General features: G+C 69.0%; 12 protein-coding genes. 3 read left to right on the top strand and 9 right to left on the bottom strand.

Going from position 1 to position 15548, the window contains the following annotated elements; translation table 11 throughout:
• Window positions 1–3: 3 nt before the first annotated feature.
• Genes ACWPXK_RS04595 through ACWPXK_RS04605 form a run of 3 tightly spaced genes read right to left on the bottom strand, consistent with a single transcriptional unit; the run spans window position 4 to window position 6223 of the window.
• Window positions 4–720 carry a cyclase family protein gene (locus ACWPXK_RS04595; protein ID WP_454194725.1) on the bottom strand — a complete coding sequence of 239 codons (717 nt, stop codon included), beginning with the start codon at window positions 718–720 and terminating at the stop codon, window positions 4–6.
• A complete protein-coding gene (locus tag ACWPXK_RS04600) occupies window positions 717–3686 on the bottom strand; it encodes a protein kinase domain-containing protein (RefSeq protein WP_454194726.1) in 2970 nt (989 codons plus the stop codon). The genes ACWPXK_RS04595 and ACWPXK_RS04600 overlap by 4 nt, the downstream gene beginning before the upstream one ends.
• Window positions 3683–6223 carry a serine/threonine-protein kinase gene (locus ACWPXK_RS04605; RefSeq protein WP_454194727.1) on the bottom strand — a complete coding sequence of 847 codons (2541 nt, stop codon included), beginning with the start codon at window positions 6221–6223 and terminating at the stop codon, window positions 3683–3685. Before ACWPXK_RS04605 ends, ACWPXK_RS04600 begins: the two co-directional genes overlap by 4 nt.
• Before the next feature lie 152 nt (window positions 6224–6375).
• Between ACWPXK_RS04605 and ACWPXK_RS04610 the strand changes: the two genes are divergently transcribed.
• Window positions 6376–7857: an amidase family protein gene (locus ACWPXK_RS04610; RefSeq protein ID WP_454194728.1), complete on the top strand. Its 1482-nt coding sequence runs from the start codon at window positions 6376–6378 to the stop codon at window positions 7855–7857.
• On the opposite strand, the gene ACWPXK_RS04615 is transcribed toward ACWPXK_RS04610, so the two are convergent.
• From ACWPXK_RS04615 to ACWPXK_RS04625, 3 genes are all read right to left on the bottom strand, one after another.
• The gene (locus ACWPXK_RS04615) at window positions 7847–8734 is read right to left on the bottom strand and encodes a LysR family transcriptional regulator (RefSeq protein WP_454194729.1); all 888 of its coding nucleotides are present in this window, start codon (window positions 8732–8734) and stop codon (window positions 7847–7849) included. The two genes, ACWPXK_RS04610 and ACWPXK_RS04615, sit on opposite strands and share 11 nt — an antisense overlap.
• Window positions 8735–9166: 432 nt before the next feature.
• Complete coding sequence (locus ACWPXK_RS04620) at window positions 9167–10000, bottom strand: SDR family oxidoreductase (RefSeq protein ID WP_454194730.1); 834 nt, start codon at window positions 9998–10000, stop codon at window positions 9167–9169.
• The gene (locus ACWPXK_RS04625; protein ID WP_454194731.1) at window positions 9997–11622 is read right to left on the bottom strand and encodes an aldehyde dehydrogenase family protein; all 1626 of its coding nucleotides are present in this window, start codon (window positions 11620–11622) and stop codon (window positions 9997–9999) included. The genes ACWPXK_RS04620 and ACWPXK_RS04625 overlap by 4 nt, the downstream gene beginning before the upstream one ends.
• A gap of 180 nt (window positions 11623–11802) precedes the next feature.
• On the opposite strand from ACWPXK_RS04625, the gene ACWPXK_RS04630 reads away from it, so the two are divergent.
• Window positions 11803–13110 (top strand): PucR family transcriptional regulator, encoded by a 1308-nt coding sequence (locus ACWPXK_RS04630; RefSeq protein ID WP_454194732.1) that lies wholly within the window; start codon window positions 11803–11805, stop codon window positions 13108–13110.
• Between the two features lie 11 nt (window positions 13111–13121).
• Here the strand turns inward: ACWPXK_RS04630 and ACWPXK_RS04635 are convergent, their stop codons facing one another.
• Window positions 13122–13385, bottom strand: coding sequence for a DUF2277 domain-containing protein (locus ACWPXK_RS04635; RefSeq protein ID WP_454194733.1), 264 nt, complete (start codon window positions 13383–13385; stop codon window positions 13122–13124).
• 9 nt (window positions 13386–13394) lie between these two features.
• Window positions 13395–13544, bottom strand: coding sequence for a hypothetical protein (locus ACWPXK_RS04640; protein ID WP_454194734.1), 150 nt, complete (start codon window positions 13542–13544; stop codon window positions 13395–13397).
• Here ACWPXK_RS04640 and ACWPXK_RS04645 point away from each other — a divergent pair.
• Window positions 13543–14376 carry a DUF1266 domain-containing protein gene (locus tag ACWPXK_RS04645; RefSeq protein ID WP_454194735.1) on the top strand — a complete coding sequence of 278 codons (834 nt, stop codon included), beginning with the start codon at window positions 13543–13545 and terminating at the stop codon, window positions 14374–14376. The two genes, ACWPXK_RS04640 and ACWPXK_RS04645, sit on opposite strands and share 2 nt — an antisense overlap.
• On the opposite strand, the gene ACWPXK_RS04650 is transcribed toward ACWPXK_RS04645, so the two are convergent.
• Window positions 14356–15300, bottom strand: coding sequence for a hypothetical protein (locus tag ACWPXK_RS04650; protein WP_454194736.1), 945 nt, complete (start codon window positions 15298–15300; stop codon window positions 14356–14358). The genes ACWPXK_RS04645 and ACWPXK_RS04650 overlap by 21 nt on opposite strands.
• Between the last annotated feature and the right edge of the window lie 248 nt (window positions 15301–15548).

The raw sequence follows: 15548 nt of genomic DNA on the forward strand, positions 1-15548 counted from the left end.
CCGCTACCTCGGCAGGATGCCGAAAATAGTTGCGGGGGAACCGGATCCGTCGCGATAGAGCGGACCGCCCACCAGCACCCATGCCCCTGAGGCGGGCAGCTCGGCGAGGTTCGCCAGGCATTCCAAGCTGATCCGATGCTCGCCGTAGAGCAGCTTCGACACCGCGTAGGTGTCATCGGTGCCCACGTCTGGGCCGAACGTGTCGATGCCGAGCGCGCCGCGGTGGCCGAGCCTGCCGGTGCGCAACAGCCATTCCACGGTCTCCACCCCGAAACCCGGTTGGTGGCCGGCCGATTCGCCGGTGCCGATGAACTCCGGTGTACCCCACTTCGCGTCCCAGCCGGTCCAGGCGATCACCGCGGCTCCGTCCGGAATCCGGCCGTGCTTCCCTTCCCACTGTCGCAGGTCGTCGACCGTGATCGCGTAGTCGCGATCGTTCGCGCACCGCTGCCTGAGGTCGATCTTCACGGCGGGCAGCAGTAGGTCGTCCAGGTCCAGCTCGTCCGCGGCGAGTCCGTCGGCGGCGAAGTGGATCGGCGCGCCCCAGTGGGTTCCGGTGTGTTCGCCCTGCTGGATGTAGCGCAGGTAGTAGCCGTCGTTCGCGATGGTGGCCACGATGTCGGTGCGGAATTCCGGATCGTCCGGGTACAGCGGCGTGGTGGCCGGATCGTGCACATGCGACAGACTCATCAACCGACCCAGCGGCCGCGGTGCGGTCATCGCGTTCGCTGTGGAATCGCCCTGGCCACGGCGAGCAGGTCGGACTCGAGGAGCCGGAACAACCGGTAGGTCAGCACGAAGGCCAGAATGCCACCCACGCTCAGCACGCGCACCGGAACGATCACCGAACCCAGGTCGGCGGCGTTGACGAAGGTCGCGCTCGCCACACCGAGCAGCGGAACCGACGCCGCGACGCCGAGGTAGAAATTGCCGCGCTTGGCCAAGGCCCGGAGCTGGTGCTCGTCGCCAGGACCGATCCCTCCGCGCACCAGCAACTGTGGATAGATCGAGCGCAGCGAGTACACCATGATCGGGAAGAACGGATAGGCCAGCGCTATCGCCGCGCACACCACCTGGGCGGCGAAGAAATGCAAGAAGGTCTTCGGCGGCAGATCGACGCCAGAGAATGCCAGGCCAAGCGGCCAGATTATGCCCGCGAGCAGCCAGAAGCCGAACGGCACCCATACCGCCCAGTCGCCCATCAGCAGCGTGTCGCGACGCGCTTTCGCGAGCGTGCTCGCGGAGTACTCGTGCCCGCGTCTGAGACGGTACGCCAGGGCGAGGGGACGCCGGGTGAGGAACAGCAACAGCAGCGCGGCCACCGGAAACGCGATCAGGTTGTTGATCAAGCCGACCGCGGCGAATTTCTCCTGGTCGGTCGCGGACATCCGGTCGATGATCAGGGTCTGGTTCAGCTGGATGTTGTAGAAGCTCGCGAGTACGTTGGGCACGCCGATGCACAGCGTCGCGATCGGGAGCAGCCAGCCGCGGGCCCGGTAGGCGAGGCTGTCCGGCGCGGGATCCACCAGGTCACGTGCGCGTGCGTCCAGGCAGAGGTCGAGTTGACCGGCGAGTTCCGCGCCGCTGCGCCAGCGGCGCTTCGGGTCCGCGTGCAGGCATTCCAGCAGCACGCGGCGCAGTGTGGCCGGTGTTCCCTCCGGCACGCGCGAAAGCGCCACCGCCGAGACGCCACGCCGGCGCACCGCGAGCATTTCCGCGTAGGTTTCCGCGGTCGGGCCGGATTCGGCGAGCGGTGGGTCATCGAACGGACTCGCCCCCGTGAGCATCTCCCATAGCAGCACTCCGAGGGAAAACACGTCGCTGCTGTCGCCCGGTGCGGGCGCGGCGGGATCGAGGTAGCGCGCCAACTGCTCGGGCGAGCGGTAGGCCAGCGAATCCGTCGCGACGGCGGCCTCCGACGCCCCGTTCGCGCGCGGTCCCGACTCGCCGAGGGCGAAATCCGCGAGTTTCGGGATGCCCTCGGCGGTGAACAGAACGTTCGCCGGTTTGATGTCGTGGTGCAGCACGCCGTGGTGCGCGGCGTAGTCCAGCGCGTCGGCCAGCCGCCTGCCCACCCACGCTACGGTCTCCGGCCAGCTCAGCCGCGCGATCTCGGCCCGCACACTCGAATCCGACGGCCTGCTCTCGCCCTTGGCCTCCATGGCGCTGTCCACCGCGCGCAGCAGCAGCGCGCCGCCGTCGGCCACCGGTCCGCGACGACGTTGCTCGAGCACGCCGACCGCGGTGCCGCCGGGGAGGTACTGCATGTAGACGAGACGGGGGAGGGCGGCGGTTGCGACCGTACGGGCATCCGACTCGGTGGAGGTGAGCGCCGCAGATGCGGCGGTGGTGCGGTCCGGCGGGCTGACGAGCGTCGCCTCGGGCTCGATCGATCCGTCGACGAGCGTCACATCGGGGTGTGCGAGTACGGCGGTGCCTTCCGCCGATTCGGTGGATGCTTCGCCTTGCTGGGCGGGGAGTTCCGCGCCGTTGTCGCGTAGACGACGGGTGCGGAGTTCGTTGGCGATCGTCGCGTCGTCACCGAGTTGCCCGGTGACGGCCGCGCCGTCCGTGCTGGATTGCTCGGTACCGGTCGTGCCGGGTTCGGCGGCGGGCGCGTCGTCCTGGCCGGGAGGACGGATTGCTGCCCGACCAGCTGGCTCGCCGGTGATTGCATCGGAACCATGAGGCTCGGCGATCGTGGCGTCGTGATCAGGCCGCGGCTCCGCGCTGGTGGTATTCCCGCCGGACACGCGCGGTGCGGCGACGGTGGCATCCGGGTCGGACACGGTCGGTGCGGCGATGGTGGCATCAGCGTCGGGCACGTGCGGTGCGGCGACGGTCGCGTCTCGGACATGGTCGGCAGGGCCGATTTCTTCCAAGCCCGCAGGGGGACCGGCGATCGAGACATCCAGATCGAAGGGCGCGGCGACAGTCGTGTCGAGGTCGGGCCGTGGCTCGGCGATGGCGGTTCCCGCGTCGGGTGTGACGGCGATGGGATGGTCGCGCGTGGTTGGGTGGGGAACGGTCAGGGTGCGTGCGGCGTCGGCGCTGAGCACCCGCTGGTCGAAGACGCGCACGATGTGGGCGTGGTCGAGCTGGGCCATCGTGTGCGGTACGCCCGCCCGTCCGGCCGAGAACCGCACGGCGACAAGCCGTTGCATGGATCGCTGCCTGGCCAGGAAGACACGGCCGAGCAGGCCGGCACCCAGGTCCGTGAGCAGGTCGAAGTCATCGATCCGCAGGCCGGGGGTGAGATCGGCCAGCGCGGCGGCGGCTTCGCTCGACTCGGCGGTGTCGACCTCCGCCTCGTCGTCGGCGGCGAAGTCGGCGAGGCGTTCGCGGACCTTGTCGGCCAGGTCCGGATACTCGGCGAGAAAGTCCGGCAGCGGCAGTGGCGCACGTCTGCGGCGCGCCAGAAACTCCTCGCACACGAGCTCGACGAGGTCGGGGCTGCCGTCCACTTCGGGGAATTCTTCGCGGTACTCGGCTACTCGCTTGCCGAGCCCTTCGCGTTGCCAGCGCCGCCGCAGATCGACCCGCACCAGATCGGTGAGCAAGGCCAGGCGCACCTGCGTGCCGTCGGGCACATAGTCGGAGATCCGCGGCGGCAACCGATCGCCATGGAGGCTGCGTTGCCATGCGGTGGCGAACCGGGCGACGGCGTCGGTGCGCGAGGAGGTCACCTGGCGGTCTCCGCCGCGTCCGCTTCGACGTCCTCGGGGAGCGAGCCGGCTACGGCGGATTCCGGATCGACCACGCGCTCCAGCGCCCGCAGGTCCGCCTCCAGCGCACGGAACAGCAGATAGGTGCCCACGAACGCGATTATGCCGCCAACGCACAGCAGCCGGACCGCGAAGATCACCGCAGGGATGTCGGTGGCGGGGAGGAACGTCACCCCGGCGACCGCGAGCAGCGGCACCGACGCGGCCACGGCGAGGTACAAGTTGCAGCGCCGGTCCAGCCCCCGCAGCCATACCGCGTCCTCGGGACTGATGTCCCCGTGCCGCAGGAACAACGGATAGATGCACCGCACCATGTAGAAGGTCAGCAGGAAGAACGGATAGGCGACCGCGATCGCACCACACACCACCAGCGAGGAGAAGAAGTGCACCACGGCCGGTGCCGCAATATCCCCGGTGGACAGCTGCAGCGCGATCGGGAAAATGGCGCCCGCCATAACCCACAGCGAGAACGCCACGGCGACAGCACGGTCTCCCATCAGCAGCGAGTCCCGTCTGGCTCGCCGCAGTGTCGCCGGGTCGTATCGTCGTCCTTTGCGTAGACCACGCGGCACTTTCACCACATATCTGGACATGTACAGCACGAGCGCGATTCCGCACGGGAAGAAGATCGAGTTCACCACGCTCGTGATGATGAGGAAAGTCTGCTGAGCATCCGCGGTCATCCGGCTGATGATCAGCTGCTGGTTGTGCTGGATGTTGTACAGCGAGGCGAGCACATTCGGCAGTGCCACCGACAGCAGCGCGATCAGTACGAAGTACGGGCGCAGCCGCCGCCGCCAGCTGTTCGGCGCGGGGTCGACCAGTTCCCGTGCGCGGGCATCCTGGCACATCTCCAGCTGCCTGGCCAGGACCGTGCCGCTGGACCAGCGCATCGCCCGCTCCGGCGCCAGACAGGTCAGCAGCACGCGGCGCAGTGCGGCCGGACAGTCGGGCGGAACTCGGTCCAGCGCCGCGGCGTCCACGCCAGTGCTGCGACGCTCCAGCATGGCTTCCAGGGTGGTGTCGTCGCCTTGGGCGCCCGCGCCCGCCGTGCTGTCGTCGAACGGCTTGGCCCCGGTAAGCAGTTCCCAGAGCACCACGCCGAGCGAGTAGATGTCGGCGCGGGTGTCCAGGTCGGCGGCGCCGCGATGGAAGCCGGGATGACAGGCTTCCAGCTGTTCCGGCGACATGTACGCCAGTGAGCCGCCGAAGTAGGCGACCGGGCTGGTGCCCTCGACATTGCGGCTGAAGCTGATGTTGAAGTCGGCCAGCTTCGGCACCCCTTCGGCGGTGAGCAGCACGTTGGCCGGTTTCACGTCGCGGTGCAGCACGCCGTGCGAAGAGGCGTAGTCCAGCGCCTCGGCCAGTCTGCGTCCGAGCCAGGCCACCGTCTCCGGCCAGCTCAGCGCCGCGATCTCGGCCCGCACGCTGGAGTCGGTCGGACGGATCTCACCCTTCTCCTCCATGGCCGCGTCGACGGCGTCCAGCAGCAGCTTTCCGCTGCGCTCGGCAGGCGGAGTGGCCCGCACCCGGCGCAGGACGCTGAGCAGCGTGCCACCGGGCAGGAACTGCATGTAGAGCAGCCGCAGCCGACGCCCGGGGCCCTCGGCGTCATCGAGCAGCCGCTGGTCGAAGACCCGCACGATGTAGTCGTGGTCGAGCTGGGCCAGTGTTTGCGGCTCGGTGCCGTGATCAGCGGAGATCTTGACCGCGACCAGTCGTTGCAGCGAGCGCTGCCGCGCGAGGAAGACCCGGGCGAACGCACCGCTGCCCAAACCGGTCAGCAGATCGAAATCATCGATCCGCTGACCGATTTCGATGCGGTCGAGCGCGTTCACCCGGGCCGGCCCGGTCCCGATCGTCGTGGGAACGGCGGTGGCCGTGCCCGTCAGATCGGCGGCGGTCGTTCTGGTCACCTCAGAACCACGAGTGGCCGCGACGGTTTGGTTCAATGCGGTGTCGTCGAGATCGGAGCGGGTGCGCGCGAAGGCGGTCCGGGTGGAATCCTCCAGCACCGCGCGCCGGGTGCTCTGGTCCACCTCGTCGGCGTTCAACAATGCGCGCAGTTCCTCCGCCTGATGCGGATATTCGCGCAGACAATCTCGCGGATCGACCCGTTCCCCGCTGTGGCGGCGGATGACGAACTCCTCGTACACCAGACCGGCCGGGATTTCCCCGGGAGTGAGTTCGGGAAATTCGGCGCAGTAATCGGCCAGGCGTTTATGTGCGGCTGGTTCCGGCGCGGTGCCCTTGCCCGCCGAGGGCCGGCGCAGCCAGCGATGGCGCAAATCGACGCGGATCAGCTCGACCAATGCCTCACGGCGCAAGGTGGTCGCGTCGGGCAGGTACTCGGCGATCGCCGGGGGGCGTCGAGTGGATTCCCAGGCCGCCGAGAAGGCCGCTACCGCGGTGGATTCGGCATGCGAGAGGTGGCCGTAACCCGCACCGGGGGCCACACCTGCGTCGGAATCGGACGTTCTCTCAGAGTTCGTACTCATGCCTGCACCTCGCTGGCACTCGGCTCCGGCATGACAAAAATTTCCGCCACACCCGACACCATCATCCCCCGCGCCGTATTCGAAATGATAACTTGCGGCTCAACAGCGGATCACCCGATTTCGACAACGACGCGACGGGGGATGACCAGCACATGTCTGACGATGCCGCGGTAATGGCGGACGGCTCGATCTCGACGAGAACAGCCGCGCCGCGAACAACGATTCGCAATGGCAGGACCGCCGAGGTGGTCGCTCAGCTACTGTCCGCCGCCACGGATACGCGCTCCGGGCGCGATCGAGACGTCGAGCCCGATTCCCGGCCCGACACCGCCGCGACGATCGCGGCGGGTGTGCGGGACGGCGTGCTGCTCCCCAGCCGGGTGATGGCCGAGACAGCGACTCGGATCGCGGCGGTGGACCGGGAATCGAACCCGCTGCACCTTCTTCGCGCCGAGCGGGCCATGGCCGAGGCCGCCGCGCTGGAGGAGCGGGACGACCTCGACGTGCTGCCGCTGGCCGGTGTGCCCGTCGCGATCGAACAGGGCGCGTCGATCGCGGGCGAGCCCGTGCTGTGGGAGGCGGTGGCTGGGCATCCCGTTGCCGCCCGGCTGCGCGGCGCGGGCGCCGTCGTCGTCGGGCTCGGCGCAGGAGACGAGCAGGACCATTGCAATCCGGGGGATGCTTCGGATCGCGTTGTGCACAACCCATGGAACGCCACGCGTGACGCGGGCGGATCGGCCGGTGCGGCGGTCGCGGCAGGGCTTGTGCCGTTGGCGCACGGCAGTGACGGCCTCGGTTCGGTGCGCGTCGCCGCGGCTTGCTGCGGGGTCTTCGGGATCAAGCCCGGGTGCTACACCGCTGCCGGGGCGGGCGGTTGGCCGGGCCTGGTCGAAAACGGCGTGCTGGCGACGACGGTGCAGGACGCGGCATTGGCGCTGTCCGTGCTGGCCGCGCGGCCGAATCTAGCCGAGGTGGACCCACCCGGCCGACTACGCATCGGGCTGGCCGTGGATCCACCGTCGCGCCTGGTGCAGGTCGACCGGCATTGGACCGCAGCCGCCCGCAGAGCCGCTTCGGTCGCAGCGGCGGCAGGCCATCTCGTCGAAACCGCCACCGTGCCCTACGGCAACGCCCTATTCGCGGTCTTCCTACGCTGGCTAGCCGTGGGGGCGCGCGACGCCCCCGCCCCACCCCAGTCCGCTCGACTATCGGGTCGCACCCGGCACCAACTGGCCCTCGGCCGGGCGGTGCACCAGTTGCGGCTCGTGCGCCCAGGCCAGATCGACCGGGTCGAGGCGCGACTACTGGAATTCTTCGACCGATACGACGTGGTGATCACACCCACGCTCGCCGCCCCGCCACCAAAGGCGCGGGCCTGGCACTCCCGCGGTCGACCGGCCACTCTGCTCGCCGGCGCGCGGTTCACACCTTTCACCCCGCTGTGGAATCTGGTCGGCTGGCCCGCCGCCTCCGTGCCGATGGGCATGCATCCGTTGTCGGGGACTCCCGTAGCGGCACAGCTGGCCGGTCCGCCCGGCAGTGAATCCACCCTGTTGCGACTGGCCGCGCAGCTGGAGACCCGGCACCCCTGGCAGCGCACCGCGCCCTCAGCCGCGACGCCGTTCAGACGCTGACCGGGGATTGCTGCGCGGCGAAGCCGCCGTCGACGGCGCGGCCGGCGAACTCCAGGATGGTCGGCCGGTTGTCGTCGGCCCGCCACGCCACGGCGAGCTCACACGGCGCGAGCCCGGAGACGGGGCGCGCGGTGAGGCCGGGCCAGCGGTACATCGGCACGTTGTTCTCCGCGAGCAGGCAGACGCCGAGGCCGAGGCTCACCGCCTCCAGCCGGTCCTCCGGAGTCGCGGCCTCGGCGCCGATCTTCGGCGCGCGGCCGCCACGGCCCTCGTTGCCGAGCCAGAAGTCGCGCACGGCACCGGCTTCGGTGGGCAGCGCGACGAACGGCTCATCGAGCAGATCGGCGAATTCGATGGTCTCCGAGACCGCCAGCGGGTGGTTCTCCGGGAGCAGCACCCAGCGCGGCTCGGTGCGCAGCACCTGCCAGCGGTAACGGCTCGGGTCGGGTAGCGGAAGCCAGACCAGGGCGAGGTCGGCCTGACGTCCCGCGAGTCCGCTGGACGGATCGGTCCAGGACGCGGCGTGCAGTGCGAGGCGGTGGCCGCTCGCGCTCTCCAGATCGCTGAGCAGGCCGCGGCCGAGCGCGGACTGAATGCCGACGCGCAGCACCTCGCCCGCCTCCTGCAGCGAGACGTTGGTGACTTCCCAGAGCTCCAGGATCTTGCGGGCGCCTTCGAGCAGCTCCTTGCCCGCGACGGTCAGCGCGACACTGCGCTGGTTGCGGTCGAACAAGACCACGTCGAGCTGGCGTTCCAGCTGACGGATCTGACGCGACAGGGTGGGTTGAGCGATGTGCAGCCGCTGAGCGGCGTTGGTGAAGTGCAGTTCCTCAGCGACGGCGACGAAATACCGCAGGTCGCGCAAATGCGGGTCCATAGCCCCTTGCTATCAGAATCAGTCCTGAATTTCCAGCCTTATCAGGCCGAAAAGTCCGGATACGGGCGCCGAAACAGTCGGCAGGTTTGTTAGAGACAGCATATTGCTTGTCATGGTGCTCCGCACTAGGCAGTTGGCCAATCCTCGGCATGCGCCGAGCTATCCGACCCGAAACCCGCAGTTGGGCGTTTGACCAGCATTGATGCGAGGATATCGGTGGTGCCGATAGCGGATTGTGGACACCCAAAGAGTTGCCGATGACCGGCTGCGCATTTGCCATCGAACGCCCAGGACGTGTAATCGATCGCTCTGGTGATTTTCATCACACATTGTTTGTGGCACCAATCCGTACGCGCCGGCGGTGTGCCCGAACGCATCGCGGCGCCGCCCTCCGGATGAATCCGGGACGGCGGCGCCGCGGCCTGGCGACGATCACACTCCGCGGGCGCGCTCCTCATACGCTTTGCGCTTCTCGGCATCGAGGTCGTCCAGGAACGCGTGTCCGGAGCCGAGCGCGCGGCCGATGCTGTCACCGAGCTTCTCGGGCAGCAGCCCGACCACCTGGGCGACGAAACCGGCCAGCGCGGTCACTCTGACCTTGGACTTCGGTGCGACGATCAACTCGGCGATGGCGTCGGCGATTTCCTCCGGCTCGGCCGCACGCAGGAGGACCGGCGCCGTGACGCCTGCGCCCAGTTCGGTATTGGTCAGCGTGGGCAGGACCGAGGAGAAGTGCAGGCCGGTACCCCGGTACTCCTCGCGCAAGGTATCGGTGAACCCCAGCACGGCGTGCTTACTGGCGTTGTAGGTGGCCAGGCCCGGAATGTGCGTCTCGCCCGCCAGCGAGGCGATGTTGATGATGTGCCCGCGCCCGCGCGGCAGCATCCGGCGCAGGCCGAGTTTGGAGCCGAGAATCACGCCGTAGACGTTGATGTCCAGGATTCGGCGGGTCACCTGGTCCGGCTCGTCCACCAGCTTGCCGGTCGGCATGATGCCAGCGTTGTTGATCAGCACGTCGACCGGGCCGAGGGTGCGCTGCACGTCGTCGAGGAAACTCTCGAACGAGTTCTGATCGGTCACGTCGAGCTTGCCGTAGAGCTCGAACCCACGCGCCGAGCCGGCTTCTTTTACCGCGGCCTCGTCGATATCGCCGATGGCGATCTGCGCGCCGAGGGCCTGCAGCGTGGTGGCCGTGGCCAGTCCGATGCCGCGGGCGCCCCCGGTGATCACGACGACCTTGCCGCGGATCTGCTTCGCATCGATCACTTGTCGTCACCCTTCAGCTTCAAGAGGGCGGGCAGGTCGAGGCGGCGCAGACCGCGCGCACCCGCCGCGCGCATGGCGCCGAGCGCGAACAGGAGCTTCGGCATCGAATACGGGTACCAGAAAAGCTCCTTCTGCTGAGTCGGCAAGATCGGTGTGGTGATCGCCTGCTGACGGCAGTACTTGCGCACACCGTTCGCCCCGCCCCAGCGGGCCCCGAACCCGGACAAGCCCCAGCCGCCCATCGGTAGCGCATAGCTGAACAGGTTGGCGAACACATCGTTGATGTTGACCGCACCCGCTTCGAGTTGCCGGGCGATCCGCGCGCCGCGCTCTTTGTCGCCCGTCCACACCGACGCCGACAGCCCATAGACCGAGTCGTTGGCCAGCCGGATCGCCTCCGCCTCGTCGGCCACCTTCATCACCGGCAGCGTCGGGCCGAAGGTCTCCTCGGTGACGCAGGACATGGTGTGGTCGACGTCGACGAGCACGGTCGGCTCGAACGCGGTGCCGAACCCGGCCCGCTTGCCGCCGGTCAGCACCTTCGCGCCCGCCGCGACGGCCTCGTCGACGTGGCGCTGCACGATGGCTACCTGGTTCTCGTTGGCCAGCGCACCCACGTCGTACTTCGCGTCGCGTCTGTCCAGACCCTGGCGCAGCGCCTTGACGTTGGCGGTCAGCTTGGCGACGAACTCGTCGTAGACCGGCGCCTCGACATACACCCGCTCCACCGAGATGCAGACCTGGCCGGAGTTGAACATGCCGCCGAAGGCGATGCCGTGCGCCGCGCGATCGAGGTCCGCGTCGGCCAGGACGATGGCCGGGTCCTTGCCGCCGAGCTCGAGGCTGTAGGGGATCATCCGCTCCACGCAGGCGGCGGCGATCTTGCGGCCGGTGGCGGTGGAGCCGGTGAACTGGATGTAGTCGGCGTTGCCGACAACGGCGGCCCCGGTCCCGCCCGAGCCCGTGACCACCGCGAAGACCGGCGGAGCGCCGATTTCCGCCCAGCCCTTGGCCAGTTCGAGCGCCGACAGCGGAGTCACCTCGGACGGCTTCAGGATGACGGCCGCACCGGCGGCGAGCGCGGGAAACACGTCCATCACCGGCATGGCGAGCGGGAAGTTCCACGGCGTGATCACGCCGACTACCGGATAGGGCCGGTAGACCGTGGTCAGTCGCTTGACCCTGGCCAGCGGACTGTGCGGTGACGGGTGGTCGTCGGCGAGGAACTTGGCCGCGCGGCGCGCGTAGTAGCCGATCAGATCGGTCGCGAAGCCCGGGTCGATCAGGGCGTCCACCCGCGGCTTCGCGGTCTCCGACTGCAGCACGGTGGCCAGGCGGTCGGTGTTGTCGATCAGCCAATCCTGGAACTTCAGCAGCCACGCCTTGCGGCCGTCCGGACCGATCGCCTCCCATTCCGGCTGGTACAGCCGCAGCTCGCGAACTTTCGCGGCGACCGCGTCCGGGCTCTCCTCCGGCACCGTGCCCACGACCGCACCGGTACCGGGGTTGCGCACCTCGATGACGGCCGGGGTGTCGCCGGTCTTCGCGGTTTTCGTGCGTGGCTGCGGTTTCCTGGCCGTGGCCTTCTCGGTCGCGCCCGGCGCTGGTTCGGTGTTGGTCACTAGCTGTTCTCCCACTGACGTTGTGCTGAACCGCGGTCTGCCTGTGAATCAGGCCACTGAACTATGATCGTGACACAATTCGTGGGGACTTTCTTGGCCTCATTCGTCAATGCTGGCTGGTGGTTTTGTGTCTCCAACACAAGTTGTTGCGCGATTTCGTCCGGAGGGAAGGAGCCGGTGATGACCGTTCCGCCATCGCCGCGCGCGACCAGGCCGAGCCCCGATCCGGACGAGGTGCGGGACTGGCTGGCCGACTACGTCTACGAGACGATGCGCGGCGAGACGCTCGACCGCCTGGTCACCCGGCTCGACGACGTCATCGTCGCGCGCATCCCCGAACTCGCCGATCGCGATATGCGCCGCGATCTGGCGGCGAGCACCAGGGCACACGCCAGGATCGTGCTCAGCCGCCTGACCAGCGACACCTTCGAGTTCTCGCTGCCGGAGGAGGCGCACGCGTTCGCGCGCAGCGTGGCCAGGCGCGGATTCGCGTTGCGGTTGCTGCTGCGCGTCTACCACGTGGGCATGGAAGCGGTGCTGGACTACATGACCGAGGTGGTCGAGCAGCGGCAGGCGCCGCCGGAGATCGAGCGCGTGGTGCTGCTGCGGCTGTTCGAGCGCGCCACCAAATGGATGGGCACCTCGGTCGAATTACTCACCGAGACCTACATGGAAGAGCGCGAGCAGGTCCTGCGCGCCGCGCTCAACCGGCGCGCCGAGACCGTCCGCGCCGTGCTCGAGGGCGACGACGTGGACGTCGAGCAGGCGTCGGTGCGGCTGGGATACCGGCTGTCCCAGCAGCATCTGGCCTTCCTGCTGTGGACCGACGAGCCCACGGGAGAGCCCGGCGGCGGGGACGGGGAGGCGACCGGAATGCTGGACCGGGTCGCGGCCCGGCTGGCCGCCGCCCTCGGCAGCGGTCGCGTGCTCACCGTCCCCTCCGGCGCCAGTGCGATGTGGGCCTGGGCGGGGTTGGACGACCCGGAACGCGCCGCCGAACTCGCCGCGCCGGGCGAGGTGGAGCGGGTGGTGGCGGCTCAGGTCGAGGCTCCGGTGCGGGTGGCGCTCGGGGTACCCGCCGGGGGGATCGCGGGCTTCCGGCAGAGTCATCGTGAGGCGGTCGCCGCACGGAATGTCGCCGAGCGCGCGCCCACGGACGGGCGGGTGACCGGGTATCGCGCGGTGGAGATCGCCTATCTGGCTGGCGCCGACGACGCCGCCATGCGCGGGCTGGTGCAGCGTGAGCTGGGCGCGCTGGCGGCCAGGGACGCGAACGCCGCGCGTCTGCGCGAAACGTTGTACGCCTACCTGCGCAGTCACCGCAGCCCGGAGGCCACGGCGAAACTGCTCGGCGTACACAAGAACACGGTCCGCTACCGCATGCAGCGGATCGAACACCTCCTGGGATTCACGATCGAGGAGCGGCGTTTGCCGCTGGAGATCGCGCTGGTCTGCGTCGCGATCTACGGCGTCGACGCCCTGCCCTGACCCGGCCGGACTTACTCGCCGGCGGCCTCGCGCGCCGCGAGGCGGCGTAGCGGTGGCTCGGTGGGCGGCGCGACCCTGCGGTCGGGCAACTCGGCGAGCAGGGTGGTGGTCGCCGCTGCGATGGCCGCGACGGCCTTGTCGACGGCCGGTTTGGTGGTCGAGCTCAGGCCGGACACGCCACCGACCTTGCGCACGTACTGCAGTGCGGCGGCATAGATTTCCTGCTCGGTTGCGGCAGGTTCCAAACCACGCAGGACGGTGATGTTTCTACACATGCGAGAACACTAGCCCCAGACCACGACCTGCGTCAGGCAAGTAGACACCGAGCGGCGATCGATTCGCTCCACGGACGCGTCGCGGCCCGACGCGACGACGAACACCGGAAGCGCGAATACCCGGCCCGCGCCGTGACGGATGGGGAACAATCGGGTCATGTCTTCGCGCGGTGTACCGACCTTGACGACGTTTCCGTACGCGGAGCTGGACGAGCGGGAGGAAGACCATTGGTCCGGCGCCGCGATCTCCGACGACCAGCTGCGGGCGCTGGCTCTCGGCGCCTTCTACTCCGCGCGCTGGGACGCGTTCCACGACGCGCTGCTGCTCGGGCCGGAACGCGCCCATCCGCTCGGTGACCGGCGCGAGCTGGCCATCGACACGCTCACCGGCGCGTGGGGCATCACCGACGGAACCGAGGCGCGAGCGTCGATGGAACAGTTGCTGGACGGTATGCACGCCCCGCTCTACGCCTTGGTGCACCCGCTCGTGACGGCCTCGATCAACGCCAGCGAGCGCGACCGCTTCGGCGAGCGGGCCGACCGGCACCGGGCGTTCCTGCGGCAGGTCGGCGCGTTCCGCGGCATGGACAACCCCGAGGCGTTGGTCCGGGACTACGACATCTGGTCGCAAGCGATCAAGATCGGTTTCACCGATCATCTGGCCAGGCCGCTGCCCAGCGACATCCACGCCTGGGATCTGGCCAGGGTGGTCGCGGTGGCCAGGATGGCCTACACCGCCGGCTACCTCGATGCCGACCTGGCCTGGAGCTATCTTGGTCGCGCCCTGCCGATCGCGCAGCGCAAGTACCGCAACTGGCGCCAGTTCGGGGACGCCTATCTCACCGGGTGGACCTATTGGCAGGCCTGCGAGGACCTGGCCGAGCTGAAAAACGGCGGCGTCGACCGCCGGATGGAGTTGCTGCGGCTGTGGCTGCGCCCGACCAGCCCGTGGCGGCGGGTCGCGCTGAACTCAGCTCCCGTCGGGGAGTGAGCGCAGGATGCCGCGGCCGTAGCGCTGGAACTGCGCGTCGTCGACCATGCCGAGGGAGTGCCGCTCGACCAGCAGCTCCCATTCCGTATACAGCTGGGCCACACCGGGATCCGCGGACCCGCTGGCGCCGTCCGCGGATTCGCGGCGCACCGCGAAGTTCACCGCGCAGGTGACCCGCTCGGTGTCGGCACGCTCGGTGCCCGCGAAACGCAGCGTCCGGTTGCCGTCGTGCACGTCCATGCCCGTCGTGCCGCGCACCGGGCCGATCTCGCCGGGGCCGACCGGGGGAGTGTCGGTGTTCCGCGCCCAGATGACCGTGGGGATGGGCAGTTCGTACGCGTACCGCGGCTCGCCGATGGCGATGAACAACAGCCGTTCCGTCGTCGCGGCGAGCAGGCCGAGCCCGGTGCCCGCAGGCGGATGCGCGACCGCGACGGCGGTCTCCAGTACATACTCGTCAGGCGTCACGTAACGATGCAGAGCCGCTATGGCCGGTTTGGCCTCGCGGCGCGGCGTCATCCTGCCGGCCGCCCGGTCCACGTCCGCGCGGGTCGGGCCGCTTCGGCCCCAGGTGGGTGTGGGTGGACGCAGATCGGGTGCGGCCACGTCGATGCGCTGGGTGGCCAGAATGTGGGCGTTGATCCGGTCGACGATCTCGGTGGCCGCGGGAACGTCGTGCTCGGCGATCAGTACCGGCAGTGGAGTGCGGTCCGCGGGCACGCCGGTGAGCACGGGCGTCGGGTATCGCAGGTAGATCTCGATGACCACCGCGTCGTCCGCGCGCCGGTTCAGCCGGACCTTGAGCAGGTCCGAGACGGGAACGTCGAGTACACGCTCGCCGTCGGATCCGGGCCGCAGAACTATCAGCCTGCCGCGGCCGTGACGCAGTATCGCTGTAGGTGTCCGTAACTCGACTATGTCCATACCCCCTGCGTTCTTGTCCGATTCGCGGCGCTCCCGGGGGGCTTGGTGGTTACGCGAGCTACCGCTGACGTGCCCGTCGCTCGCGCCGCTGTGTCTGATGGGTGGTACTCCGGGTGCCCTTCGTGGTTACGCAAGCTACCGCCTCCGTGCCCGTCGCCCGCGCCGCGTGTTGTGTCGTCGCTCACGATAGGCCGAACATGCCATGATTGTTGCCACTTGGAGGAAGCCGAACCGTAGACATCGGGAAC

The sequence above is a fragment of the Nocardia sp. Marseille-Q1738 genome (genome assembly GCF_965283145.1).